A 24,903-nucleotide genomic window follows, 5' to 3' on the forward strand; every position below is an offset into this window, starting at 1 on the left:
GTTGACACTACTTATGCGACGCTTATAGACCTGAGAGCCTCCCGGTAGTGCTGATGCTCAGTCAGCACTGCCTCCACCCCCCGCATTTGCGCATCCTGTAAAGGACAAACGTGGCAGTTCTGTCCGTATCACGCCGTACGGCTTCGCGTCGTACCGTCGCACGTTCCGTGCGGATCCTCGGTGTCGTCTCCGCCTCGGCCGCCCTCGCGCTCGGTGCCGCCGGCAACGCGCTCGCCTGCAACATCAACGAGTTCTCGGCCGAGGCGAAGTGCGATGGCGACAAGGGCGTCATCACCGTCACCGACGTGGACCCCGCCGGTGTCCCGGCGACGATCACCGTGTACCTGGAGAACAACGGCGCCGACGTGAAGAAGGTCGGCGAGCAGGTGGTCAAGGGCACGCGCGAAGGCACCACCATCACCTTCGCCGAGAACTGGAAGCCGAACGCGGAGTACCGCATCCACGTCAAGGCCACTCCGTACGTCGACGAGGACATCAAGCCGAACCTCGTCACCCCGGCCACGGCCTGCAAGAAGGAAGAGGAGAAGCCGCCGGCGACCCCGCCGGCCACGCCGACCCCGTCGGCCTCCCCGTCGAAGCCGGCCGAGGAGACCGACACCCCGGCTCCGTCGCCGTCGGAGAGCGAGAGCACCACGCCGGCGGGCAACGCGCCCGCGCCCGCGGCCGGTGAATCCAACCTCGCCGAGACCGGTGCCGACTCCAACACCGGCATCATCGCCGGCATCGCGGCGGCCCTGGTCGTCGTCGGCGGCGGCGCGGTGTTCTTCGGCATGCGCCGTCGCGGGGCGAACAGCAGCGACAGCTGACGCCTCCGCACGCCATGACGTGGCCCGTCCCGTGATCCATGGGGCGGGCCACGTCCCGTCTCACCCGAACGTCGCCCGCTCCAGCCAGAACTCCAGCAGTTCCCGCTCCCCCAGCACCTCCAACTCCGGTGCGTCCAGCGGCAGCCGACGGTAGAACGCGAGCAGGACGGGCGTGAGCGGCCCGCGCAGGGCGACGGTGGCCTTCTCGTGGCCGCGGCGCCAGGTGACGCCGGCTTCGGTGAGTTCGATGAACCACTCGGCGTTGAGGTCGGCGCCGGTGTCGGTGGCGTGCAGGTGGATGCTGCGGCCCGGGCCGCGCAGTTCCCGCGCCGCGTCGTGCGGTGCCGTCCGCTGGACGAACTCGACGATCTGGAGCCACTCGTCGATCGCGTCGGCGGCCACGTCGGGCGCGACCTCGTAGGGCAGCCCGGCGGCGAGCGTGGCGTCCGCGCGGTGCACGGTGATCTCGTGCGTCATCCGGCGGGCCCAGAAGCCGGAGTTGAGGATCCCCGCCCAGCTCCACACCTTCGTGTCCGGCCCGGCCTCCCGAAGCGCTGCGACGACCTGCTCGCCGCCCTCCGCCAGCCATGCGTCCAGTACGGCGGCGTCACCTCGGATTGCGGGTCCGGCGAAGCCCGGCACCCGCTCCTCGGGCACCTCCTCCTCGGCCCGGGTCCGCACGATGAACTCCACCCAGCGCAGGGCGCCGCCCATGTGCCGGACCAGGTCCTCCAGCGACCAGTCCGGGCAGGTCGGCACCGTGCCGGACAGGTCCGCCCCGGAGGTGACCACGGCCCTCAACAGGGCCACCTGGTGGGCGATTTCGTCGCAGTGGCGGTCGTGCGCGAGTAACGTCATGCCCCGCACCCTAGGCGGCAGCCGATCAGTCGAGCACCACGATTTCGGCCGCGTCGAACTCCACCCCGACCTCGTCCCCGGTCTCCGGCGCCGCCCGCAGCGCGCACGCCGCCTCCAGGCGCGGGGCGTCCTCCGGCTGGAGGTGGACGGCGACATGGGTGCCCTTGAAGGTGCGCGCGGTCACCGTGCAGCGCAGGCCCGTGCCGGCGGGCACCAGACGCACACCGGCGGGCCGTACGAGCAGGGTCCGCGTGCCCTGCGGGGCGCCCTCCGGCACCGGGACCTTGCCCCACGGCGTGTCCGCGGCCTCCGCCCCGACCGTCGCCTCGACGACGTTCTGGAAGCCGAGGAAGCGGGCCACGAAGGCGTCGGCCGGCCGCTGCCACACCTCAAGAGGCGTACCGGACTGGGCGATCCGCCCGTCCCGCATCACCACGACCCGGTCGGCCAGTGCGAAGGCCTCCCCCTGGTCGTGCGTCACCGCGAGCACGGTCGTGCCCAACCGGCCGAAGAGTTCCTTCAGTTCGACGACCAGCCGCTCCCTGAGCGACCGGTCGAGCTGCCCCAGTGGCTCGTCCAGCATCAGCAGCCGGGGGCTCGGCGCCAGGGCCCGGGCCAGCGCCACCCGCTGCTGCTCCCCGCCGGACAGCGCCGCGACGGCCCGGCGGGACGCGCCCGGCAGACCGACCAGGTCCAGCAACTCCTGTACCCGATCGGCCTGTTGCCGCTTCGACGCCCCGTGCATACGCAGCCCGAAGGCGACGTTGCCGCCCACGTCCCGCTGCGGGAACAGCTGGTGGTCCTGGAACATCAGCCCGACCCCGCGCCGGTGTGCGGGCACGCCCGCCTGGTCGCGCCCGTCGAGCACGACCCGCCCGGAGCCGAGGGGTTGAAGCCCCGCCACGACCCGCAACAGCGTCGACTTGCCGCTGCCACTGGGCCCGAGCACGCACACGACCTCGTGCTCGGCGACCTCCAGATCGACGGCGTCCAGCACGGCACGCCCGCCGAAACGGACCGTCGCGCCCTCCAGGGCCAGCAGCATCAGAACTCCCCGCTCCGGTCCGTGCGAAGCCTCTCCAGCACCAGCAGGGCCACGGCGCACACCACCATCAGAATCGTCGAGAGGGCCATCGCCTGGCCGTAGTTCAGCTCGCCGGGCCGCCCCAGCAGCCGCGCCACCGCCACCGGCAGCGTCGGGTTGTCGGGCCGCGCGATGAACACCGTCGCCCCGAACTCCCCGAGCGACACCGCGAAGGCGAACCCGGCCGCGATCAGCAGCGCCCGCCGCACCATCGGCAGATCCACCTCACGCCACACCCGCCAGGGCGAGGCCCCCAGCACCGAGGCGGCCTCCCGCAGCCGCACGTCCACCGCCCGCAGCACGGGCAGCATCGTCCGCACGACGAACGGCACCCCGACCAGCGCCTGCGCGAGCGGCACCAGGATCCAGGTGGACCTCAGATCCAGCGGCGGCTCGTCCAGGGAGATCAGGAACCCGAAGCCGACGGTCACCGCGGACACCCCGAGCGGCAGCATCAGCAGCGCGTCGAAGCCGCGCACGAACCGCCCGGCGTCCCGGCGGGTGAGCGCGACGGCGGCGAGACCGCCGATCACCACGGCGATGGCGGTCGCGGCAACGGCGTACTCCAGTGAGTTGCCGATCGCCTCGATCGGCGCCACCAGGAACACTCCGCCGTCGTCCCTGGTCAGCGCCCGGTAGTAGCCGAAGCCGGGCGCGTCCAGGGACCGCTGCACCAGCACGGCGAGCGGCAGCACGAGCAGCACGACGACGGTGACGAGCACTCCGCCCAGCAGCGCCCACTGCCCGGTGCCGCGCGGGCGGCGCGCGGTCACGGACGGGTCGACCAGCCGCAGCGCGGTCTCCCGCCGCCGTACGGTCCAGGCGTGCAGGGCGAGGATCGCGCCCACCGCGACGAACTGGATCGATGTCAGCACGGCCGCCGTGGACAGGTCGAAGATCTCCGACGTCTGCCGGTAGATCTCCACCTCCAGCGTCGAGAAGGTGGGCCCGCCGAGGATCTGGACGACACCGAAGGAGGTGAAGGTGAACAGGAAGACCATGAGCGCGGCGGCGGCCACGGCGGGCGCCAGCGCCGGCAGCGTGACCTGCCGCCAGGCCCGCAGTGGCGACGCCCCGAGCATCCGCGCGGCCTCCTCCTGCCGCGGGTCGAGCTGCGCCCAGAGCCCTCCGACGGTCCGTACGACGACCGCGTAGTTGAAGAAGACGTGCGCGAGCAGGATCGCCCACACGGTGGTGTCCAGCCGCACGCCCCCCATTTCGTCGAGCAGCCCACCACGCCCGACCAGCGCCAGGAACGCCGTACCGACGACGACCGTCGGCAGCACGAACGGCACGGTCACGACCGCCCGCAGGACCTGCTTGCCCGGGAAGTCGAAGCGCGCGAAGACATACGCGCCGGGCAGCGCGACCAGCAGCGTGAGCACCGTCGAGACGATCGCCTGCCAGGTGGTGAACCACAGGACGTGCCGGACGTCGGACTGCGCCAGCACCTCGCCGATCCGCCCGAACTGCCAGACCCCGTCGACCTTCAGGCCCCGCGCGACGATCGCGGCGACGGGGTAGGCGAAGAAGACCGCGAAGAACGCGACGGGCAGGGCGATGAGCCCGAGCCGCGCCGCGCTCCCGCGCCGGTCCCTGCGGACGGCCGCGTCGGTCGCACCGGTTACTTCAGTACGAGCGAGGTCCACGACTTGACCCACTGATCACGGTTGTCGGCGATCTTCGCCGGGTCCATGGTCTCCGGGTCCTTGGCCTGCGGCCCGTACTTCACGAACTCCGGCGGCACCTGGGCGCCCTCGCGCACCGGGTACACGTACATGTTGAGCGGCATGTCCTCCTGGAACCGCTCGCTGATCAGGAAGTCGAGGAGCGCCTTGCCGCCCTTGGCGTTCTTGGCGTTGCTCAGCAGCCCGGCGTACTCGACCTGCCGGAAGCAGGTGCCCTGCGCGACCCCGGTCGGTGCCGCGGCGGGCTTCGGGTCGGCGTAGACGACCTCGACGGGCGGCGAGGAGGCGTACGACACGACGAGCGGCCGGTCGCCCTTGGCCTTCTTGCCGCCGGCCGAGCCGGAGAACTCCTCGTTGTAGGCCTGCTCCCAGCCGTCGACGACCTTCACGCCGTTGGCCTTGAGCTTCTTCCAGTACCCCTCCCAGCCCCCGTCGCCGTACTTCGCGGCGGTGCCGAGCAGGAAGCCGAGCCCGGGCGAGGAGGTGGAGGCGTTCTCGGTGACCAGGAGGTTCTTGTACTCGGGCTTGACCAGGTCGCCGAAGCTGCGCGGCGGGTCGAGCTTGTGGTCGGCGAAGTACTTCTTGTCGTAGTTGACGCAGATGTCGCCGGTGTCGATCGGTGTGACCCGGTGCTTGTCCTGGTCGGCCCGGTACTCCGGCGCGATCCGGTCCGAGCCCTTCGCCTCGTACGGCTGGAACAGGCCGTTGTCGAGGGCGCGGGACAGCAGTGTGTTGTCGACGCCGAAGAAGACGTCGCCCTGCGGGTTGTCCTTGGTCAGGATGGCCTTGTTCACGGCCTGCCCGGCGTCGCCGTCCTTGAGGACGTTGACCTTGTAGCCGGACTGCTTCTCGAAGGCCGCGATGACGTCCTTCGAGGCGGCCCACGAGTCGTGGCTGACGAGCGTCACGGTCTTGGAGTCGCCGGACCCCTGGCCGCCGTCGGACGACCCGCACGCGGCGAGCGTGGCGGCCATGCCGAGCCCGACGGCCACCGCCGTCAGCCGCTTGATGGTGTTGCTCACTGGATTCCTCCTGGAGGACCAGGAGAAGACGCGGCCCTGCCCGGGACCTCTGGGAGTCCCGGGCAGGGCGCAACAGCTCGAGTGATGACCGATCTCCCTACCCAGAATGACCTGGGCCAGGTTCGGAGGGTCTGCGGCCGTGTGCCGCACTCTCAGCGCTGTGGCGCTCCCCTGTCGGAATATGAAGGTGTCGGAAAACACGGTTGTGCTTACGCCGGTCAGACTACCGTTCGGTGGCGGCGAGCTGACCACACGCCCCGTCGATCTCCTGACCACGGGTGTCCCGGATCGTCACCGGCACACCATGCGCGGCGATGGCCTCCACGAACGCCTTCTCGTCCTCCGGCCGGGAAGCCGTCCACTTCGACCCGGGCGTCGGGTTGAGCGGGATCAGGTTCACGTGCACGGGCCTGCCCTTGAGCATCCGCCCGAGCCGGTCACCGCGCCAGGCCTGGTCGTTGATGTCCCGGATCAGCGCGTACTCGATGGACAGCCGGCGCCCGGACTTGGCGCTGTACTCGAAGCCGGCGTCCAGCACCTCGCGGACCTTCCACCGCGTGTTCACGGGGACGAGGGTGTCGCGCAGCTCGTCGTCGGGGGCGTGCAGCGAGATGGCGAGCCGGCACTTGAGGCCCTCGTCGGCGAGCCGGTGGATGGCCGGGACGAGACCGACCGTCGAGACGGTGATCCCGCGCTGCGAGAGCCCCAGCCCGTCGGGCTCGGGGTCGGTGAGCCGCCGGATGGCGCCGAGGACCCGGTTGTAGTTGGCGAGCGGCTCACCCATACCCATGAACACGATGTTGCTGAGCCGCGCCGGCCCGCCCGGCACCTCCCCGTCCCTGAGCGCCCGCATACCATCCACGATCTGGTGCACGATCTCGGCGGTGGACAGATTCCGGTCGAGCCCCGCCTGCCCGGTCGCACAGAACGGGCAGTTCATCCCGCACCCGGCCTGCGAGCTGATGCACATGGTCACCCGGTCCGGGTAACGCATCAGCACGGACTCGACCAGCGTCCCGTCGAACAACCGCCACAGTGTCTTGCGCGTGGTGCCCTGGTCGGTCGACAGATGCCGTACGACGGTCATCAGCTCGGGAAGCAGCGCCTCCTGGAGCCGACCACGGGAGCCGGCCGGAATATCGGTCCACTGCTCCGGATCGTGCGCGTACCGCGCGAAGTAGTGCTGCGAGAGCTGCTTGGCACGAAACGGCTTCTCCCCGACAGCGGCAACGGCCTCCTTGCGCTCGGCAGGAGTGAGGTCGGCGAGATGCCGCGGCGGCTTCTTGGCTCCGCGCGGGGCGACGAAAGTGAGTTCTCCGGGTGCAGGCATAACCCGTCCAGTGTGGCAGATCGACTCCGGTGGCCCAGGCCGGAGCGGGGTGGGGGCGGTCACCCGTGATCGCCGTCTGTCATCGTCGATCGGCCTCGCACGTCCCAGGGACGGCCCGGAGGGCGCGCCACTGGGGGTGGGATGATCTCTCCGGAGGGGTGCGGGTGGACATGCTTGAACTGATGGAGTGGCTGGCCGAGCGCGGAGTCACGACCGTCTTCAAGGTCGACGGTGACCGCATGGCCGAGCGACGGGCGGCGTGGATGGTCATCGTCAGCGGTGGGCCGCTTGGCGAGGACTCGTTCTTCCGTGCCGACCTGGCCACGGCAGACGCATGCGTTGACTCGTTGCTCGCCCACCTCGAGGGCAAGGGTCTGTCGCCCTTCGCATGATCAGCGTTCCCGCTGGATCGCCTTCGGCTGGTGGAACCAGCTCGACCCGCCCCTACTGGCCCGTGTGCTCCAGAAGGTCCTTGAGGAGCTGCTCGTTGCGCGGCAGTTCCTTGCGGACCTGGGGGCGTACGACGAGCGGGACGAGGACCTTGCCGACGCCGTGGCCCTCGAAGTCGACCTCGATCGTCACGTGGGAGCGGCGCCCCTCGTCGAACGGCTCGACCTCGCCGTGCACGCGCGCCCGGACGGGGCCGTCGACACCCCGCATGCTCCAGCTGTGCGGCGGGTCGTACTCCGTGACCTCCATGGTCATCGGCATGACCCGGCGGCCGACGTGCCGGGTGACCCGCATCCGGGAGCCGACACCGACCGGCCCCTCATCAAGGCGCTCTGCGGACACGGCGCTCAGCTGCCACTCCGGCAGCCGCTGGGCGTCCGTGACGTAGTCGTAGACGTCCTTGGGACGCCGGTCGACATCGATGGTCTGTCGAATGCTGGACATGATGTCCCCCTTCGCGGCGTACACCTGAATCGTCCCACTTGGAGACGTCGCAGGCACCTCCGCACAACGACAGCGAGCCCCCGCCGGTCACCCGAGGGGAGCTCGCTGCACAGCCGTATCGCCTCAGCCGGACCCGACGAAGAGCACGAGCAACAGCCACACCACCGGAGCCGTGGGCAGCAGCGAGTCCAGCCGGTCCATGATGCCGCCGTGCCCCGGCAGCAGCGTGCCCATGTCCTTGATGCCGAGGTCCCGCTTGATCATGGACTCGCCGAGGTCGCCCAGCGTGGCGCTGACCGCGACCGCGAGGCCGAGCACCAGGCCCTGCCACCAGGCACCGTCGTCGATGAGGAACTGCATGCACAGCGCGCCCGCCACCATCGCGAAGGAGATCGCGCCGAGCAGACCCTCGCGGGTCTTACCTGGGCTGATGCGCGGGGCGAGCTTGTGCCGGCCGAAGCGCCAGCCGACCGCGTAGGCACCGGTGTCGCTGACCACCGTGAGCAGCAGGAACGTGAGCACCCGCTGCGCCCCGTCGTCCGCTGTCAGCATCATCGCGACGAACGTCGCCAGGAACGGCACGTAGAACGCCGCGAAGACGCCCGCCGTGACGTCCCTGAGGTAGTTCTCGGGCGGTTCCGTCATGCGCCACACCAGCACGGCCAGTGCCGTGAGCCCCATGGCGACCCAGGCGCCCTCGGCGCCCCGGACGTACCCGGTGACGACCATCGCCGCACCGCCGAGCGCGAGCGGCACGAGGGGCGCCCGGATGCCCTTGCGTTCGTCCAGCCGCTTGGTCAGCTCCCACAGGCCCACCACGACGGCGACCGCGATCACGCCGACGAACACGGCCTTGACGACGAACAGCGACGCGACGATCACCGCGCCGAGCCCGACCCCGACCCCTATCGCGGCACTCAGGTCGCGACCCGCGCTCTTCTTCTGCGGCTTGGGTGCCGGCTCTGCGGCGTCGGGCATGGGCTCCGGATTCGTCTCGTTTCGGACCGGAGAGCCGCTCAGCCGAGCAGCCCCCCGGTCGTCATCCTGGTTTCCGCCGTATGCGGCTACGTCGGGCACGATGGGCACGGGGCGGGTCTGAGGCGCTTCATGCGCATCGTATGCGGGACCCGCCGGAGCGGCTCCCTGGACGTGCCCCTGGCCAGGGGTGTGGGCATGCCCATGGCCAGGGTGGGCGCGCCCTCGGCCATGCCCTTGGTCGGTGGGCCCCCAGTACCCGGCCTGTGGCGGCGCCCCCCAGGAAGAGTCGTTCATCAGACCTCGAGCAGCTCCGCTTCCTTGTGCTTCAGGAGCTCGTCCACCTGCGCCACGTACTTGTGGGTGGTGTCGTCGAGCTCCTTCTCCGCACGGCGGCCCTCGTCCTCGCCGATCTCGCCGTCCTTGATCAGCTTGTCGATGGCGTCCTTGGCCTTGCGGCGCACGGAGCGGATGGAGACCTTGGCGTCCTCACCCTTGCTCTTGGCGACCTTGATGTACTCGCGGCGGCGCTCCTCGGTCAGCTCGGGGAACACCACTCGGATGATGTTGCCGTCGTTGCTCGGGTTGACGCCCAGGTCGGAGTCGCGGATCGCCTGCTCGATGTTGCGCAGCGCGCTCTTGTCGAACGGGGTCACCACGGCCATACGCGGCTCGGGCACCGAGAACGAGGCCAGCTGGTTGATCGGGGTCGGCGCGCCGTAGTAGTCGGCCACGATCTTGTTGAACATCGCCGGGTGCGCACGGCCGGTGCGGATCGCGGCGAAGTCCTCCTTGGCGACCACGACGGCCTTCTCCATCTTCTCCTCGGCCTCGAGGAGGGTCTCTTCGATCACCACTTGCTCCTGCGTGTCTTGAGTAGGCCCGGCTGCGGTTCCATGTGGGGCGGCGGCCGGCTGCGTCGCGTCTTCTTCCTGCACGGTTCCCGACCGGTGGACCATTGTCCATCCCCCGGCCCGGCTCCGTCCCGTCCATCCCCCGGACGGGGTTGTTCTCGGGTCTCAGTCCCGGCTGCCGGGGTCCCCCACCAGCGTGCCGATCTTCTCACCCTTGACGGCACGTCCGATGTTGCCCTCCGCCAGCAGCTCGAAGACCACGATCGGGAGCTTGTTGTCGCGGCACAGCGTCACGGCCGTGGCGTCGGCGACCTTCAGGTCACGGGTGATGACCTCGCCGTAGCCGAGGTGGTCGAACTTCACCGCGTCCGGGTTGGTCTTCGGGTCGGAGTCGTAGACCCCGTCCACGCCGTTCTTGCCCATCAGCAGCGCCTCCGCGTCGATCTCCAGGGCGCGCTGGGCGGCGGTGGTGTCGGTGGAGAAGTACGGCATGCCCATACCGGCACCGAAGATGACCACACGGCCCTTCTCCAGATGCCGCACGGCGCGCAGCGGGATGTACGGCTCGGCCACCTGGCCCATGGTGATGGCGGTCTGCACCCGGCAGTCCACTCCCACCTTCTCCAGGAAGTCCTGGAGGGCCAGGCAGTTCATGACCGTGCCGAGCATGCCCATGTAGTCGGAGCGGGCCCGGTCCATGCCGCGCTGCTGGAGCTCGGCACCGCGAAAGAAGTTGCCGCCGCCGATGACGACCGCGATCTGCGCACCGTCGCGTACGACGGCCGCGATCTCGCGGGCGATCTTGTGCACCACGTCGGGGTCGACGCCCAGGCCCCCACCGCCGGAGAAGGCCTCTCCGGACAGCTTCAGCAGAAACCGGCCGCGCACTTTGCCGTCGTCGCTCTTCTGGGCCTTGGTGGTCATGGGGGATCCCGCCTCTTTCACGTGTTGCACATACGAAGAAGGCCATTGCCGGTGGGGCGTGGTTCGCATCCCATACGGCAATGGCCTCCTCGTCAGATCTGCTGTCGTCCGCCACCCCTGTGACGGCGTACCGGGACGACTGCTGCCGACCCTATCGGGGCCGGGCGTCGATCGCGGTACGGACTCAGATGCCGACCTTGATGCGCGAGAAGCGCTTCAGGGTGACACCGGCCTCGTCCAGGACCTTCTGGACGGACTTCTTGTTGTCGAGCGCGTAGGGCTGGCCGAGCAGCGTGGCGTCCTTGAAGAAGCCGTTGAGGCGACCCTCGACGATCTTCGGCAGGGCGGCCTCGGGCTTGCCCTCGGCGCGGGTGGTCTCCTCGGCGACGCGGCGCTCGGACTCGACGACCTCGGCCGGCACGTCCTCCTTGGAGAGGTATTTCGGCGCGAAGGCGGCGATGTGCTGGGCGACGCCCTTGGCGATCTCCGCGTTCGGCTTGTCCAGCTCGACGAGGACACCGATCTGCGGGGGCAGGTCGGGCATCGTGCGGTGCATGTACGCCGTCACGTAACCGTCGGCGAACTGGGCGAAGCGGTCCAGGACGATCTTCTCGCCCAGGTTGGCGTTGGCCTCGTCCACGAACGCCTGGACGGTCTTGCCGGCCTCGATCTCGGAGGCGAGCAGGGCCTCGAGGTCGGCCGGGGAGGTCTTGGCGACGTGCTCGGCGATGGCCGTGGCCACGGCCTGGAACTTCTCGCCCTTGGCGACGAAGTCCGTCTCGCACTTCAGCTCGACGATGACACCGGAGGAGTTGTCGTCGGCGATGATCGAGACGACGGCACCGTTCTCGGCGGAACGGCCCTCGCGCTTGGCGACGCCCTTCTGGCCCTTGATGCGAAGCGCCTCGACGGCCTTCTCGACGTTGCCCTCGGCCTCGTCCAGCGCCTTCTTGCAGTCCATCATGCCGGCGCCCGTGAGCTCACGGAGCTTCTTGACGTCGGCGGCGGTGTAGTTCGCCATGAGTCTGTGAATCTCTCTCGAAGTCTGGAAGATCGAAGATCTGCGGATGCGCTCCATGGAGCCGGAGCGCACTGTCCTGCCGCTGACCTACGGGTGAACGGCGGGAGCGGACTTCACACCGCGCCGACGGCGCTGGTGATGCAGTACCGCTCCCGCCGTCACCCCGGACTGACGGGTCAGGCCTGCTCGGCCTCGGCCGGCTTCTCGGCCTCGGGGGTGGCCTCGGCGGCGGGGGCGGCCTCGGCGGCCGGAGCAGCCTCAGCGGCCGGAGCAGCCTCGGCGGCCGGGGCGGCCTCAGCGGCGGGGGCAGCCTCGTCGGCCTTCTTCTCGCCCTCGAGCAGGTCGCGCTCCCACTCGGCCAGCGGCTCGCCCGCGGCCTTCTCGCCCTTGCCCTCGGTGGCGACACCGCTGCGGGCGATGAGGCCCTCGGCGACGGCGTCGGCGATGACGCGGGTGAGCAGGGTGACGGAGCGGATCGCGTCGTCGTTGCCCGGGATCTTGTAGTCGACCTCGTCGGGGTCGCAGTTGGTGTCGAGGATCGCGACGACCGGGATGTTCAGCTTCCGGGCCTCACCAACGGCGATGTGCTCCTTCTTGGTGTCCACGATCCAGACGGCGCTGGGCACCTTCTGCATCTCGCGGATACCGCCGAGGGTCTTCTCCAGCTTGGCCTTCTCGCGCGAGAGCACGAGAAGCTCCTTCTTGGTCAGCCCGGACGCGGCGACGTCCTCGAAGTCGATCTGCTCGAGCTCCTTGAGGCGCTGCAGACGCTTGTAGACGGTCGAGAAGTTGGTGAGCATGCCGCCCAGCCAGCGCTGGTTGACGTAGGGCATGCCGACGCGGGTGGCCTGCTCGGCGATGGCCTCCTGCGCCTGCTTCTTCGTGCCGACGAACATGACCGTGCCGCCGTGGGCGACGGTCTCCTTGACGAACTCGTAGGCGCGGTCGATGTACGACAGCGACTGGAGCAGGTCGATGATGTAGATGCCGTTGCGCTCCGTGAAGATGAAGCGCTTCATCTTCGGGTTCCAACGACGGGTCTGGTGACCGAAGTGGACGCCGCTCTCCAGCAGCTCCCGCATCGTGACGACGGCCATGGCCGTATCTCCTTGTGCTTCTCGGTTGTGCCGCGGATGCCGGATGGCCTCCGCGCCTGACGCCCGCTGCGCGCCGTGCCACGAGGGACCGAGGGGCGCTGATACGGCCCGTTGCCGGGGTGCGTATCGGGGCGTGCGAAGTCGACCCGGTGACCCGGATCGCCACCAGAAGTGTACGGGACCCGCGGGGCACCGGGTGACGCCGTTGTCCACAACCGGACGGCGGTCCACAGCCGGGGCCGGTGACGGGCGGCGGTCCGGGAGGCTTTCGGCATGCGAGCGAAACGATGTGTGCGTGTGGGGACGCGGCTGATCCTGCTGCTGGTCGTGACGGTGACGGCCCTGCTGGCCCCACCGCCGCCCCTGTTCGCGGCCGGCGCCGCGCCGCCCGTCCCGGACGCCACCGTCCCGGCGGTGGGACGTGCGTGGCCCGTGGGGTTACGGCCCCGGGTCCTGCGCGGCTGGGAACCCCCGGCGTCGGCCTACGGCCCCGGCCATCGAGGCGTGGACCTGGCGGCAGCCCCCGGGACGCCGGTACGGGCGGTGGCGGCGGGCCGGGTGGCGTTCGCCGGCAGGGTGGCCGGCAAGGAAGTGGTCTCGGTGGATCTCACGGGTACGGGCGACCCGCCCCTGCGCACGACCTACGAGCCGGTGACGGCGACGGTACAGGAGGGCGAGGAGGTCGAACCGGGCGAGGTGATCGGCACGGTGGACGCGACGGGCTCCCACTGCACGACCACGTGCGTGCACTGGGGCCTGCGCAGAGGTGACACCTACGTCAACCCGCTGGCGCTGCTGCCTCCGTGGCTCCTGCACAGGGGCCCGTCGAGACTCCTGCCGGTCTCTTGAGTGAGCTGCGGGCAGTCGCGCCGCTCCGCCGGCACCGCGCGGCTCAGCCGCGCACACCCCGCACAGCCATACTCACCGCCGCGTCCGCGATGGCGCCCGGCTCCTCCGCGGCCCCCAGCTCGATCCGCCGCACCGCCGCGTCCACGACTCCCTGCACCAGCATCGCCGCCAGGCGGGGCTGCTCATGCCCCATCTCACCCAGCGCCTCGACGATCAGCGCGACGAGCCCGCCATGCGCCGCCCGGATCTTCTCCCGGGCCCCGGCGTCCAGCTCACTCGCCGAGATCGCGACCACGGCCCGGTGCCGCCGGTCCCCCACCAGCTCCAGCTGCCGCCGCACATACGCCTCGACCTTGGCCTCGGCCGTCCCCGCCCGCTCCATCGCCGCCGACACGTCCGCCGCCCAGACGGGAAAGTCGACCTCGCACAGCTCCTCGACCACGGCCGCCCGGGACCGGAAGTACTCGTAGACGGACGACCGCGCGAGCCCCGTCCGCTCGGCGAGGGCCGGGAAGGTCAGCGCCTCCGTACCGCCCTCGGACAACAAGGCGCGAGCCGCGTCCAGCAGGGCGGCTCGCTGCATCGACCGGTGCTCGGCCACGGAGGCCGCTCGAATCCTTGGCACGTCGACCACTGTACGGACGCGCCGGGCCCGACGGGAGTGGCTCCCGCCGCATCGTCGCCGTACGGCCTGGTCAGCGGCCGAAGCTCGCCAGTTTCGCTCTCAGCTGGAGCACCGACTTGGTATGGATCTGGCTGACCCGGCTCTCGGTCACGCCCAGCACGTTCCCGATCTCGGCCAGGGTGAGCCCCTCGTAGTAGTACAGCGTGACCACGGTCTTCTCACGCTCGGGCAGCGTGTTGATCGCCCGCGCGAGGAGCCTGCGGAGCTCCCGGTCCTCGGCGACCTCGACCGGGTTGTCGGCGGCGGTGTCCTCCAGGGTGTCCATGACGCTCAGGCCGTCGCCGCCCTCGGCCCCGCCGTGCAGCAGCTCCTCCAGGGCCACCACGTTGGCCAGCGACAACTGGCTGAACACCGCGTGGAGTTCCTCCACCGCGATGCCCATCTCGGCGGCCACCTCGCCCTCGGTCGGCGTGCGCCGCAGCCGTGCCTCCAGCGTGGCGTACGCGCGCTCCACGTTGCGCGCCTTCTGCCGCACCGACCGGGGGATCCAGTCCAGGGCCCGCAGTTCGTCGATCATCGCGCCCCGGATCCGGGTGATCGCGTAGGTCTCGAACTTGATCTCGCGGTCGATGTCGAACTTCTCGATGGCGTCGATCAGCCCGAACACCCCGGACGAGACGAAGTCCGCCTGCTCGACGTTGGACGGCAGGCCCACACTGACCCGGCCGGCGACGTACTTCACGAGGGGCGAGTAGTGCAGGATCAGCTGCTCCCGCAGCCGCTCGTCTCCCGTCGCCTTGTACGACCGCCACAGCTCGTCGAGCGTCGAGGGAGCGGGCGGCCGCACGCTGCCACCGTCACGGGCGGCTGGGGGGATCGCCGCCCGGTCGGACCCGGAGGTGTGCTGGGGCATTCGTCGCCTTGTGCCGTTCTGCTGCGGAGTGGTGCTGCTGGGGTGGGCTGTCTGTCGGATGTCGAGTTGCCTGTCCCTGTCGGGACCCTCGTGAGCGTAGCGTGACTGGGGTGTCGCGGTGCGCGAAGGACGGAGGTCAAGAAGGGCGCAGATACGTTCCTCAGGGCGTCCGACCGGGTCGGCGAGCTCGGTCGGTGTGATCACCGGAGAACCCCAACTGAGGGAATTTCCAAGGGATGTCGGGGTTCCCCCGGACGGCCGAACCGGCGCGGTCAGCAGGGCCCCGGACCGCCGCGGACCGACATCATCGCCTGGCGTGTCAACTTCCAGCCGTCGCCGTGTCGTTCGACGTAACCGAGTGCCCGCAGTTCGTACAGTCTCGCGACCGCGTCGTCGTGTGCGGTCTGTGCGCGGCGCGCGATCTCGTCCGGCCGGGCGGCCCGGCCGGAGGGCAGCGCGGCGAGCACCTGGCGGGTGGCCGGTGCCAGCAGGTCGCGGGGCAGGACGGGGCCGCGCCGGTCGGGGGCCAGCTGTCCGATGTCGCCGACCAGTTCGATCACGTCCGCGGCGTCGGTGACCAGGGCCGCCTCGCCGCGCAGCAGCTCGTGCACCCCTGCGGACAGTCCGCTGGTGGCCGGGCCGGGTACGCCCATGGTGTACCGGCCGAGGCGCTGTGCCGCCCGTGCCGTGACCAGGGAGCCGCTGCGGTGGGCGGCCTCGACGATCACGGTGCCGCGGGTGAGTGCCGCGATCACCCGGTTGCGCAGGATGAACCGGCTCGGAGTCGGGTGATCGCCGGGCGGCAACTCTCCGACGACCAGTCCCTGCCCGGCGATTCTGCTGATCAGCTGGGTGTGTCCGCGCGGGTAGGGGCGGTCGACGCCGCAGGCGAGGACGGCGACGGTGGCGCCGTCCGCGCCGAGGGCGCCTCGGTGGGCGGCGCCGTCGACTCCGTAGGCGCCGCCGGACACCACGACCCAGCCCTGCTCGGCGAGGCCGGCGGCGAGGGTGGCTGCCATGTGCGCCCCGTACTCGGTGCAGGCGCGGGCGCCGACGACGGCCACCGACCTCAGCGCCCACATCCGCAGACTGGCCCGCCCACGCACCCACAGCCCCAGCGGCCGGGCATCCCCGAGATCGTCGAGCTGCCCCGGCCACTCCACGTCCCCGGGGGCGACGAACCGCACCCCGGCCTCCCGGGCGACGGCGAGGTCCGCACGCGGTCGGGCCACCTCGGCCCTGGCCAGCAGCCCCTTCCACCGCTTCCCGCTCATCCCGGTCAGGGGCCGCCCGCCCTCCGCGAGCCGCCGGGCCACCTCTCGCGCCCCGGACTCCCGCACCCACCGCCCAGCGATCTCGTCACCGGGTTCGATGACGCGGGTGAGAAAGACCCGGGCGAGCAGCTCGTCGTCCGGTTCGCCGGCGACGCTCATGTCAGCGCTCCGATGGCCATGGGCACGCCCCTCGGGACACCGGTGCGCAACTGGAGCGCGAGGGCGACGTCCGTCGCGTCGGGCCGGTCGTGGCCGACGAGATCGGCGACGGTCCAGGCCACGCGCAGTACGCGGTCGAGGCCGCGGGCCGTCAGGACGCCCCGCTCCAGGCTCCGCTCGGCCTCGTCCATCGCCCCGGACACGGCGTACCAGCGGCTGCGCAGCTCACGGCCGGGGACCTCGCTGTTCGTGCGCCACGGAGTGCCGGCGAGGCGCTCCGTAGCGCGCTCCCGCGCCGCCCGTACGCGGTCGGCGACCGTCGCGGTGGACTCGCCCCGCGCGCCGGAGGACGTCAGCTCGGTGCGGGTGACGCGGTCGACCTCCACGCGCAGGTCGACCCGGTCGAGCAGCGGGCCGGAGAGCCTGGCCTGGTAGCGGCGGATCGCGGAGGGCGGGCATTCGCACAGGTCGTCCCGCTGCGAGAACCGGCCGCAGGGGCAGGGGTTGGCCGCCAGCACCATCAGGAACTTCGCCGGGAAGCGCACCACTCCCGCGCTGCGCGCGATGACGACATGCCCCGCTTCCAGCGGCTGGCGCAGCGCGTCCAGGGCGTGGCTGCTGAACTCGGGTGTCTCGTCCAGGAAGAGGACTCCCCGGTGGGACAGCGACACCGCGCCGGGCCGCGCGACGCCCGGGCCGCCGCCGACGAGCGCCTGCATGGTGGCCGAGTGGTGCGGGGCGCAGTAGGGGGCGACGTCGATCAGGGGTTTGCCCGGGGGCAGCAGGCCCGCCACCGAGTGGACTGCGGTGACCTCCAGTGACTCCTGCCGGCCGAGCCGGGGCAGGATGGCAGGCAGCCGCTCCGCGAGCATCGTCTTGCCGGCGCCGGGAGGCCCTTCCAGGAACAGGTGGTGCCCGCCCGCCGCGGCCACCTCCACCGCCGTGCGCGCCGAGATCTGCCCGACGACGTCCGCCAAGTCGTGGCCGGACTCGTGCTGGGCCGCTCCGACGCTGTGCATGCCCGTGGCGGCGCCCGTGCCCGGCATGCGCAGGCCTGCGAGGAGCGGATCCGGGCGGCCCTGCTCGTCCGGATCCTCGTCGGGCACGGGTTCGTCGGCCAGGATGGCGATCAGCTGGCGCAGGCTCCGCACGCCCAGTACGGAGATGCCGGGCACGAGGGACGCCTCGGCGGCGGCGCACTCGGGCACGACCACCTGCTCATAGCCCGCGTTCGCCGCCGCCAGCACCGCGGGCAGGACCCCCCGCACCGGCCGTACCCGCCCGTCCAGCCCCAGTTCGCCGATCATCACGATGTCGGCGAGGACCCGGGGGTCGATGCGCTCGGCCGCGCCGAGAACGGCCGCGGCGACGGCCAGGTCGAAGCCGCTGCCGGACTTGGGGACGGAGGCCGGACTGAGGCCGACCGTGAGTTTCTTCTGGGGCCAGGCCGTGCCCGAGTTGACGACCGCGGCTCGCACCCGGTCCCGGCTCTCCGTGAGGCTCTTGTCGGGCAGTCCGACCAGCGTGAACGCCGCGACACCCGGCTCGAGGTCGGCCTGGACCTCGACGACCACGCCCTCGACGCCCACCAGCGCCACCGAACACGTGCGGGCGAATGCCATCAGGCCACCCCCCGCACATGCTCGACCACGGCCGCGCCGCGGGCCGGCAGCAGCACCCCGACCACGTCGATGCGGACCCCGCCGGGCGGCGCGCCCCCGTGCGACTGGATCCACCGCTCGGCGAGGTCCCGCAGCCGCTCCGCCTTCTGCGGGGTCACGGCGGCCATCGGATGCTCGAAGGGACCCTCCCTGCGGGTCTTCACCTCGCAGACGACCAGGACGTCCCCGTCCCTGGCCACGATGTCGATCTCTCCGGCCCGGCCCGAGCGCCAGTTGCGCTCCAGGACCGTCAGTCCGCTCTCCGCCAGCCGCCGGGCCGCCAGAGTCTCTCCGTACCTGCCCATCGCACTGCGTGCGTTCATGTCGGCACCACCTCCGGCGCCAACGATCACGCACCCGCCCCCACGAAGTGGATCTTGGTGGACAGCTCAGCGGCTGTGGAAAAGTCAGTCACCCGTGTGGGTGAGCATCCCCCTCAGGGAGCGTCATCCGCTCGGCAGTTCGAGATCGCTCTTGTTCAGCTCCTCGATGTTCACGTCCTTGAACGTGAGGACACGGACCTGCTTCACGAACCGCGCCGGCCGGTACATGTCCCACACCCAGGCGTCCGCCATGGACACCTCGAAGAACACCTCGCCCTGGACCGAGTGCACCTGCATCTCGTAGTCGTTGGTCAGGTAGAAGCGCCGCTCGGTCTCGATCACGTATTTGAACAGACCGACGACATCGCGGTACTCCCGGTAGAGCTTCAGCTCCATCTCGGTCTCGTACTTCTCGAGGTCCTCGGCGCTCATGGCATGTTCCCCTTCAGCCGTGCGATCCCACCATTGTGCGCCAGTCCCGTGCGCCCCTAGACGATTTCCGGGTCAAGGATCACGGGCCTGGCCGGGGGACCTTCGTCGAGCAGCGTGCGCAGCAGCCCGGCGAGTCTGGTCGGATACACCGTCTCATGTGCCCGGGAAAGATCCGGACACGTCCACCAGCGCGCTCCGGCGACACTGCGCCGCTCCAGCTCGGTCAGCCCCGCGGCCCGGACCGCCGTACGGTCCGTTCGAGCCAGGTAGTACCACTCGTCCTGGTCCCAGCGGCGGCCCGCGAACGGGAAGGAGCACATCCGCCGCCACAGCACCGGACCCAGCTCGACCTCGGTGATGCCCGTCTCCTCGGCGAGTTCCCGCAGGGCTGCCTCCTCACGGGTCTCCTCGCCCTCCACACCGCCGCCGGGGGTGAACCACCAGTAGTCGGCCGGATCGTCCGGCTCGTGCCCGTGCAGCAGCAGGATGCGGTCCTGCGGGTCGAGCAGCACGACCCGGGCGACCTTGCGCAGCCCGCCCGCGTAGCCGTCCTGGCCCGCCCCCAGGGCCTCAGCGGACACCGGCGGGCTCCGCGCTCGCCCGCTGGGCCCGGGACGCGCCCGTGCGCTTGGCGACGGGGCCGTAGGCGCCCCCGCCCAGGACGAGCACGGCGCCGGCGATCACCAGGGCGGTGATCGTCCGCAGCGGTCCGGGCGAGGACAGGGTGCCGAGCGCCTCGAAGCCGGTGGGCCGCTCCAGCATGCCCTTCATGGGCCAGACCACGGAGTCGACGCGGGCGTCCACGGCGGAACGGGCCACCGTGCCGCTGGCGGCGTCGGTGAGGTGGGCGGTGGAGTCCACGGAATTGCCCCGCTCGTCACCGAGGAGGAAGAGACGGCCCTTGGGGACGGTCACCGTCGGAAAGTTGCTCATCTCCGCCGGTGTGCCCTTGGGCAGGTACGTCTCGTCGATCTCCTTGCCGTTGACCTTGAGCTTGCCGTCCTGGCAGCAGGCGACCGTGTCGCCGCCGACGGCGACCACGCGCTTGACCATCGGCGCGTTGGCCCAGGTGGCGTCCTTGAAGACGACGACGTCACCGCGGCGCACCTCGCCGCCGTCGACGCGCTGCGCGAGGATCCGGTCGCCGGCGTCGATCGTCGGCGTCATCGAACTGGTGGGCACCGTGTACGGCCGGTAGACCACCGCACCCCAGGCGAAACCCCCGAGGAACAGCACAAGGCCCAGTGCGACGGCCAGCCCGGACAACCGCTGTCCGGTCCGGCTGCCCACCGGGCCCGGGCCTGTGCCACCGCTGCGCGGGGCCGTGTGCGTCATGCTCTCGCCACCCATGGGTCCGCACCCTACCCGGGGGTACCGACCGGGGTCAGCCCACTGCCGGGATCACTGCTTCCTGCGGCGCCACAGCACCACCGGCACCACACCCAGCAGCGCCGCCGCCTGCGGTGCCACCGCCGGACCGACTGCGGCCGGCTGGGCGCTCAGACCGGGCTGGTCGAAGGTGTCCGGCACCGGCAGGTTGTCCCAGCGGTTGATCGGCCAGGCGACGACGATGGCCCGGCCCACGACGTCCTTCACCGGGACCATGCCGTGGTGCTTGTCCGCCTGGTTGTAGCGGGAGTCCCGGGAGTTCTGCCGGTGGTCGCCCATGACCCAGACGTAGCCCTTGGGAACCTTTACCTTGAACTGACCGCCCTGGTCGTCGACGCTGCACGGCGTGTTGCCCGCGTAGACGTACGACCGCTCGTCCAGCGCCTTGCCGTTGACCGTGAGCGGGCCGGTGGCCTTGCACTCGACCGTGTCACCGCCGACGCCGATGACCCGCTTGATGAGGTCCTTCTCCTCCGCGGACGGCATGAGGCCGATCCAGCTGAGGAACGTCTGCAAGGCGTTCGGATCCGCCGTCGGCTCGCCCGCCAGCCAGTTGTCCGGGTCGTGGAAGACGACGACCTCGCCGCGCTCGGGCTCGGAGCCGAACCAGGGGGTCAGCTTGTCGACCAGGACGCGGTCGCCCTGTTGGAGGGTGTTCTGCATCGAGTCGGAGGGGATGGAGAACGCCTGCACCAGGAACGTCTTGATCAGCAGCGCGAGCACCAGCGCGATGCCGATCAGAATGGGCAGCTCCTTCCAGAAGGAGCGCTGCTTCTTCGGTGTCCTGGCCGTGCCTCCCGGCCCCTCGCCCTCGGTTGTGCCGTACTCGTCTGTCACCCTGTCGCCCTCGGCTGCCCCGGAGTCATTCCCGGAGGTCACGGCGCTGTCCGCGGCCGGGACGGTGGATTCCGCGGGGCGTCCGCGGTGCTCCTCGCCGTCGTGTCCGGACCGTGCGCCAACCGCCACATCCCCCACGCCAACTCCTCACTCTGTGCCGCTGCCTGCCCCACACACGACGCAGGCCCACCACTCCCATAACGAGCGGGAGTTCCGCAGGGGTCGGGAGCTGGATCGTTCCGTTCGAATCGTCGGAGGCAACCCTATGCGACAGTTCGGCAGCGGCGGTCGACCCGGTGGCCGAGTCGGACACGGAGGCGTATGTGTTCGGTTCCTCCAGGGTGGTCCAGTGCCCGAAGGGCCAGGCGATGACCATGGCGCGGCCGACGACCTCTTCCTCGGAGACCGTGCCGCCGTAGTCGGTGTCCTGGTGGGCGCGGGAGTCCGCGGAGTTGTTCCGGTGGTCGCCCATCACCCACAGCCGGCCCGGGGGGACCGTGATCTCGAACGGCGTGTCGGAGGGGGCGTTGCCGGGGTACAGGTAGTCCTCGTTCAGCGGGATGCCGTTGACGGTCACGCGTCCTTGCGTGTCGCAGCACTTGACGCGGTCTCCGCCGACGCCGACGACCCGCTTGATGAGGTCCTTCTCGTTGTCGGACGGCAGCAGGCCGATGAAGGTGAGCCCTTCCTTGACCTGCTTGACGACGACGGGGTCGTCCTTCGGAAGGGTGGTCTGCTCGTCCTGGAGCCAGCCGCCGGGGTCCTTGAAGACGACGACGTCCCCGCGCTGCGGCTTGGAGCCGAACCACGGGGTGAGCTTGTCGACCAGGACGCGGTCGCCGATCTGGATCGTCTGCTCCATGGAGCCGGACGGGATGACGAAGGCCTGGACGAGGAACGTCTTCAGCACGAGCGCTATCAGGACGGCGACGCCGACGAGGAGCGGTATCTCCTTGACGGCACCGCGCCTGCGGCGCCGCTTGACCTTCTTCTGGAGCTTGCGCCGCTCGGCGCGCGTCCTGCCACCGGACGGGCCGGAGGCGCGACGGGCGCCGGTGGGCAACAGGTTTTCGGCGGGGCTGGCGGGGACGCCGCGCGGTTTGCCGCGGTTACCCATGGGCGCCCGCCCTTCCGGCGGCGGCAGCGGGCACGCGCGCGTAGGCGTCGGGGCGGTGCAGCCGGGTGGCGTGGCCGAAGGGCCAGACGATCCAGTCGGCGCGGCCGATCACCTCGTCGACCGGGATCATGCCGCCGCCGGGCGAGCCGAGGTGGTCGCGGGAGTCGCTGGAGTCGCCACGGTGGTCGCCGAGGAGGAACAGGGCGCCGACGGGCACGACGACGTCGAAGCGCACGGTGGACGGGCTGTCGCCGGGGTACAGGAAGCCCGACTCGTCGACCGACCGGCCGTTCACCTGGATCCTCCCCTCCTCGTCGCAGCAGACCACGTGGTCTCCCCCTACGCCGACAACGCGTTTGATGTAGTCCGCGTGCCCGAAGTACCCGGTCCCGTCGAACACGACGATGTCTCCCCGCTGCGGCTCGGCTCCGAAACGGTACGCCAACCTATTTACGAGAACCCGGTCCCCGATCCTCAATCCCTCTTCCATGGATCCGCTGGGGATCTGGAACGGCCGCAGCACGAACGTGCTGAGCAGCAGCAGGAAGAGCAGGCAGGCCAGCAGCGTCAGAGTGATCCGGCCGCCCGGGACCCACTCGGTGACACGCGACAACGCGAAACGCGACCGATCCTCCGGCCCTGCGGGATCCGAGGTGTTCTCGGAGTCGGAAGGGCGGGAGGAGCGGTCGCGTTTCGTCGGCTGAGCTTCGGTGTCCATCGGAGCCAGATGCTATCCGGCCCCGATGTGAACTCCTCAGAGCGCTCAGTTCTCGCGCTTCTCCTTGATCTTCGCGGCCTTGCCGCGCAGCTCGCGCAGGTAGTACAGCTTGGCGCGGCGGACGTCACCCTTGGTGACGAGCTCGATCTTCTCCACGATCGGGGTGTGCACCGGGAAGGTGCGCTCGACGCCGACGGAGAAGGAGACCTTGCGGACCGTGAAGGTCTCGCGGACGCCGGCACCCTGGCGGCGGATCACCACACCCTTGAACTGCTGCACACGGGAGCGGTTGCCCTCGATGACGCGGACGTGCACGTTGACCGTGTCGCCCGGGCGGAAGGCGGGGACGTCGCTGCGCAGCGACGCGGAGTCGACGGTGTCGAGCAGGTGAGACATTTCGTCTGCTTTCCTCGCTGATGCCACAGGTCATCAACGGAAACTAGGTGTTTCGGATTCAGGGCTGTGCGGGTCGGAGCGGGCGTCGTCTCCCCCTGTGGCAGGGGCGCGCGCCGGACGGACGCACAACAGCTGGCTATTCTTCCACGCCGCCGGTCCTGCGCCAAAATCGACCGTACGGCTCCCCCTCGGGGTCCGGTTCCCAGCCCAGGATGGACAGCATCTCGCGGTCCTTCTTGTCGAAGGCCTTGGGGTCGCACCGCTCGATGAGGTCGGGCCGGTGGGCCGTGGTGCGCTTCAGGGCCTCGTCCCGCCGCCAGCGGGCGATCTTCCCGTGGTGGCCGCTGAGCAGCACGTCGGGGATGTCCCGGCCGCGCCACTCGGGCGGCTTGGTGTAGACGGGTCCCTCCAGCAGGCTCGCCATGGCGCCGGGCGCGAAGGAGTCGTCCCGGTGGGACTCGGCGTTGCCCAGGACGCCGGGCAGCAGCCGCGCCACCGCCTCCGTGACGACGAGGACGGCCGCCTCGCCGCCGGCCAGGACGTAGTCGCCGATGGACACCTCGTACACCGGCATCCGCGTCGCGTACTCGTCCACGACACGGCGGTCGATGCCCTCGTAGCGGGCCGGCGTGAAGATCAGCCAGGGGCGCTCGGAGAGGTGGACGGCCAGCTCCTGGGTGAAGGGGCGGCCGCTGGGCGTGGGCACGATGAGGGCCGGCGCGTGGGAGCCCGTCTCGTAGCCGTCGGCCAGGACGGAGTCCAGCGCCTCTCCCCAGGGCCCGGTCTTCATGACCATGCCGGGGCCACCGCCGTAGGGCGTGTCGTCGACGGTGCTGTGGCGGTCGTAGGTCCACGAGCGCAGGTCGTGGACGTGCACGTTCAGCTGTCCACGCGCGCGTGCCTTGCCCACGAGGGAGACGTTCAGCGGTTCCAGGTACTCGGGGAAGATCGTGACGACGTCGAGGCGCATTACGACTCGTCCCCGCGGGCGGTCTCTTCCCCGTCGGCCGCCTTTTCCCCACCGGCGGCCTCTTCCCGGCTGGACGCGATCTCCGCGCGGTCGTCGATCAGGCCCGGCGGCGGAGTGATGACGGCCTTCTGCTCCTCCAGGTCGATCTCGGCGACGATCTCCTCGACGAAGGGGATCATCACCTCGCTGCCGTCGGGGCGCTCCACGATGAACAGGTCCTGGGTGGGCAGGTGCGAGATCTCCGTGATCCGGCCGACCTCCGTGCCGTCCGCGGTGACCACGTCGAGGTCGATCAGCTGGTGGTCGTAGTACTCGTCCTCGCCCTCGGGCAGTTCCTCCGGGTCGATCTCGGCGATCAGGAGGGTGTTGCGCAGGGCCTCGGCGCCCGTGCGGTCGCTGACGCCCTCGAAGCGCAGCAGGAGACGCCCGCTGTGGACGCGGCCCGTCTCGATGGTGAGGGGTCCCGCGGCGGCGGGATCGGTGGCGAGTACGGCGCCGGGGGCGAGCCTCAGCTCAGGCTCGTCGGTCCGTACCTCGACGGTGACCTCGCCCTTGATGCCATGGGCGCGGCCGATCCGTGCGACTACCAACTGCACGTGTCCAGTCTCCTGTCATACGACTGCGGGCCGGGGACGGCCCTCAGGCCATCCCCGGCCCGAGCCGGTT

General features: G+C 70.6%; 28 protein-coding genes and 1 riboswitch. Of the genes, 3 read left to right on the plus strand and 25 right to left on the minus strand.

Translation table 11 applies throughout. The features are described 5' to 3' along the window. The first annotated feature begins 167 nt into the window (after window positions 1-167). The gene (locus tag AC07F0_RS21960; RefSeq protein WP_478981163.1) at window positions 168-827 is read left to right on the plus strand and encodes an LAETG motif-containing sortase-dependent surface protein; all 660 of its coding nucleotides are present in this window, start codon (window positions 168-170) and stop codon (window positions 825-827) included. A 60-nt stretch (window positions 828-887) separates the two neighbouring features. Here AC07F0_RS21960 and AC07F0_RS21965 read toward each other — a convergent pair whose 3' ends face one another. The 5 genes from AC07F0_RS21965 to rlmN form a co-directional block, all read right to left on the minus strand. Then, entirely contained in the window at window positions 888-1,685 is a 798-nt protein-coding gene (locus tag AC07F0_RS21965) for a maleylpyruvate isomerase family mycothiol-dependent enzyme (RefSeq protein WP_478981165.1), read from the minus strand. A gap of 25 nt (window positions 1,686-1,710) precedes the next feature. Further along, window positions 1,711-2,730, minus strand: coding sequence for an ABC transporter ATP-binding protein (locus AC07F0_RS21970; RefSeq protein WP_478981167.1), 1,020 nt, complete (start codon window positions 2,728-2,730; stop codon window positions 1,711-1,713). After that, a complete protein-coding gene (locus AC07F0_RS21975; RefSeq protein ID WP_478981169.1) occupies window positions 2,730-4,418 on the minus strand; it encodes an ABC transporter permease in 1,689 nt (562 codons plus the stop codon). The genes AC07F0_RS21970 and AC07F0_RS21975 overlap by 1 nt, the downstream gene beginning before the upstream one ends. Then, window positions 4,394-5,431 carry a thiamine ABC transporter substrate-binding protein gene (locus tag AC07F0_RS21980; protein ID WP_478981417.1) on the minus strand — a complete coding sequence of 346 codons (1,038 nt, stop codon included), beginning with the start codon at window positions 5,429-5,431 and terminating at the stop codon, window positions 4,394-4,396. The genes AC07F0_RS21975 and AC07F0_RS21980 overlap by 25 nt, the downstream gene beginning before the upstream one ends. Window positions 5,432-5,555: 124 nt before the next feature. Then, window positions 5,556-5,662: riboswitch (TPP riboswitch) on the minus strand. Window positions 5,663-5,702: 40 nt separating this feature from the next. Continuing rightward, window positions 5,703-6,809: a dual-specificity RNA methyltransferase RlmN gene (gene rlmN, locus AC07F0_RS21985; RefSeq protein ID WP_436726376.1), complete on the minus strand. Its 1,107-nt coding sequence runs from the start codon at window positions 6,807-6,809 to the stop codon at window positions 5,703-5,705. A 170-nt stretch (window positions 6,810-6,979) separates the two neighbouring features. On the opposite strand from rlmN, the gene AC07F0_RS21990 reads away from it, so the two are divergent. Continuing rightward, window positions 6,980-7,201: a hypothetical protein gene (locus AC07F0_RS21990; RefSeq protein WP_478981171.1), complete on the plus strand. Its 222-nt coding sequence runs from the start codon at window positions 6,980-6,982 to the stop codon at window positions 7,199-7,201. A 52-nt stretch (window positions 7,202-7,253) separates the two neighbouring features. On the opposite strand, the gene AC07F0_RS21995 is transcribed toward AC07F0_RS21990, so the two are convergent. The 6 genes from AC07F0_RS21995 to rpsB all read right to left on the minus strand — a co-directional run bounded on the left by AC07F0_RS21995 (window position 7,254) and on the right by rpsB (window position 12,574). Then, window positions 7,254-7,703 carry an SRPBCC family protein gene (locus tag AC07F0_RS21995; RefSeq protein ID WP_478981173.1) on the minus strand — a complete coding sequence of 150 codons (450 nt, stop codon included), beginning with the start codon at window positions 7,701-7,703 and terminating at the stop codon, window positions 7,254-7,256. Between the two features lie 123 nt (window positions 7,704-7,826). Then, window positions 7,827-8,975, minus strand: coding sequence for a phosphatidate cytidylyltransferase (locus AC07F0_RS22000; RefSeq protein WP_478981175.1), 1,149 nt, complete (start codon window positions 8,973-8,975; stop codon window positions 7,827-7,829). Next, window positions 8,975-9,532, minus strand: coding sequence for a ribosome recycling factor (gene frr / locus AC07F0_RS22005; RefSeq protein WP_059422066.1), 558 nt, complete (start codon window positions 9,530-9,532; stop codon window positions 8,975-8,977). The genes AC07F0_RS22000 and frr overlap by 1 nt, the downstream gene beginning before the upstream one ends. A 165-nt stretch (window positions 9,533-9,697) precedes the next feature. Further along, complete coding sequence (pyrH, locus tag AC07F0_RS22010; protein ID WP_010044452.1) at window positions 9,698-10,456, minus strand: UMP kinase; 759 nt, start codon at window positions 10,454-10,456, stop codon at window positions 9,698-9,700. A gap of 184 nt (window positions 10,457-10,640) precedes the next feature. Beyond that, on the minus strand, window positions 10,641-11,477 hold the full coding sequence (gene tsf, locus AC07F0_RS22015) for a translation elongation factor Ts (protein ID WP_020272900.1): 837 nt from the start codon (window positions 11,475-11,477) through the stop codon (window positions 10,641-10,643). 176 nt (window positions 11,478-11,653) lie between these two features. Further along, on the minus strand, window positions 11,654-12,574 hold the full coding sequence (gene rpsB / locus AC07F0_RS22020; RefSeq protein ID WP_478981177.1) for a 30S ribosomal protein S2: 921 nt from the start codon (window positions 12,572-12,574) through the stop codon (window positions 11,654-11,656). A 273-nt stretch (window positions 12,575-12,847) separates the two neighbouring features. Here rpsB and AC07F0_RS22025 point away from each other — a divergent pair, with 273 nt between their 5' ends. Then, window positions 12,848-13,423: a peptidoglycan DD-metalloendopeptidase family protein gene (locus tag AC07F0_RS22025; protein WP_478981179.1), complete on the plus strand. Its 576-nt coding sequence runs from the start codon at window positions 12,848-12,850 to the stop codon at window positions 13,421-13,423. A 43-nt stretch (window positions 13,424-13,466) separates the two neighbouring features. On the opposite strand, the gene AC07F0_RS22030 is transcribed toward AC07F0_RS22025, so the two are convergent. The 14 genes from AC07F0_RS22030 to rimM form a co-directional block, all read right to left on the minus strand. Further along, a complete protein-coding gene (locus AC07F0_RS22030) occupies window positions 13,467-14,024 on the minus strand; it encodes a TetR/AcrR family transcriptional regulator (protein WP_478981418.1) in 558 nt (185 codons plus the stop codon). Between the two features lie 94 nt (window positions 14,025-14,118). Beyond that, complete coding sequence (gene whiG, locus AC07F0_RS22035) at window positions 14,119-14,961, minus strand: RNA polymerase sigma factor WhiG (protein ID WP_478981181.1); 843 nt, start codon at window positions 14,959-14,961, stop codon at window positions 14,119-14,121. A 272-nt stretch (window positions 14,962-15,233) separates the two neighbouring features. Further along, complete coding sequence (dprA, locus tag AC07F0_RS22040; RefSeq protein WP_478981183.1) at window positions 15,234-16,394, minus strand: DNA-processing protein DprA; 1,161 nt, start codon at window positions 16,392-16,394, stop codon at window positions 15,234-15,236. Further along, entirely contained in the window at window positions 16,391-18,016 is a 1,626-nt protein-coding gene (locus AC07F0_RS22045) for a YifB family Mg chelatase-like AAA ATPase (protein ID WP_478981185.1), read from the minus strand. Before AC07F0_RS22045 ends, dprA begins: the two co-directional genes overlap by 4 nt. Then, window positions 18,016-18,408: a YraN family protein gene (locus tag AC07F0_RS22050; RefSeq protein WP_436726384.1), complete on the minus strand. Its 393-nt coding sequence runs from the start codon at window positions 18,406-18,408 to the stop codon at window positions 18,016-18,018. Before AC07F0_RS22050 ends, AC07F0_RS22045 begins: the two co-directional genes overlap by 1 nt. A gap of 93 nt (window positions 18,409-18,501) precedes the next feature. After that, window positions 18,502-18,810, minus strand: a complete 309-nt coding sequence (locus AC07F0_RS22055; RefSeq protein ID WP_003993268.1) for a DUF2469 domain-containing protein — start codon at window positions 18,808-18,810, stop codon at window positions 18,502-18,504. Between the two features lie 56 nt (window positions 18,811-18,866). After that, window positions 18,867-19,391, minus strand: a complete 525-nt coding sequence (locus tag AC07F0_RS22060) for an NUDIX hydrolase (protein ID WP_478981187.1) — start codon at window positions 19,389-19,391, stop codon at window positions 18,867-18,869. Beyond that, on the minus strand, window positions 19,381-20,160 hold the full coding sequence (gene lepB, locus AC07F0_RS22065; protein WP_478981189.1) for a signal peptidase I: 780 nt from the start codon (window positions 20,158-20,160) through the stop codon (window positions 19,381-19,383). The genes AC07F0_RS22060 and lepB (AC07F0_RS22065) overlap by 11 nt, the downstream gene beginning before the upstream one ends. Before the next feature lie 51 nt (window positions 20,161-20,211). Beyond that, window positions 20,212-21,174, minus strand: a complete 963-nt coding sequence (gene lepB, locus AC07F0_RS22070) for a signal peptidase I (RefSeq protein WP_478981191.1) — start codon at window positions 21,172-21,174, stop codon at window positions 20,212-20,214. Next, window positions 21,062-22,153: a signal peptidase I gene (gene lepB / locus AC07F0_RS22075; RefSeq protein ID WP_478981193.1), complete on the minus strand. Its 1,092-nt coding sequence runs from the start codon at window positions 22,151-22,153 to the stop codon at window positions 21,062-21,064. Before lepB (AC07F0_RS22075) ends, lepB (AC07F0_RS22070) begins: the two co-directional genes overlap by 113 nt. Then, window positions 22,146-22,871 carry a signal peptidase I gene (lepB, locus tag AC07F0_RS22080; RefSeq protein ID WP_478981195.1) on the minus strand — a complete coding sequence of 242 codons (726 nt, stop codon included), beginning with the start codon at window positions 22,869-22,871 and terminating at the stop codon, window positions 22,146-22,148. Before lepB (AC07F0_RS22080) ends, lepB (AC07F0_RS22075) begins: the two co-directional genes overlap by 8 nt. Window positions 22,872-22,916: 45 nt before the next feature. Then, window positions 22,917-23,267 carry a 50S ribosomal protein L19 gene (gene rplS / locus AC07F0_RS22085; protein WP_010044485.1) on the minus strand — a complete coding sequence of 117 codons (351 nt, stop codon included), beginning with the start codon at window positions 23,265-23,267 and terminating at the stop codon, window positions 22,917-22,919. A 136-nt stretch (window positions 23,268-23,403) separates the two neighbouring features. Continuing rightward, window positions 23,404-24,237 (minus strand): tRNA (guanosine(37)-N1)-methyltransferase TrmD, encoded by an 834-nt coding sequence (gene trmD / locus AC07F0_RS22090; protein WP_478981197.1) that lies wholly within the window; start codon window positions 24,235-24,237, stop codon window positions 23,404-23,406. Continuing rightward, a complete protein-coding gene (gene rimM / locus AC07F0_RS22095; RefSeq protein WP_478981199.1) occupies window positions 24,237-24,833 on the minus strand; it encodes a ribosome maturation factor RimM in 597 nt (198 codons plus the stop codon). Before rimM ends, trmD begins: the two co-directional genes overlap by 1 nt. Between the last annotated feature and the right edge of the window lie 70 nt (window positions 24,834-24,903).

The organism is Streptomyces sp. NPDC045955, from assembly GCF_056430805.1.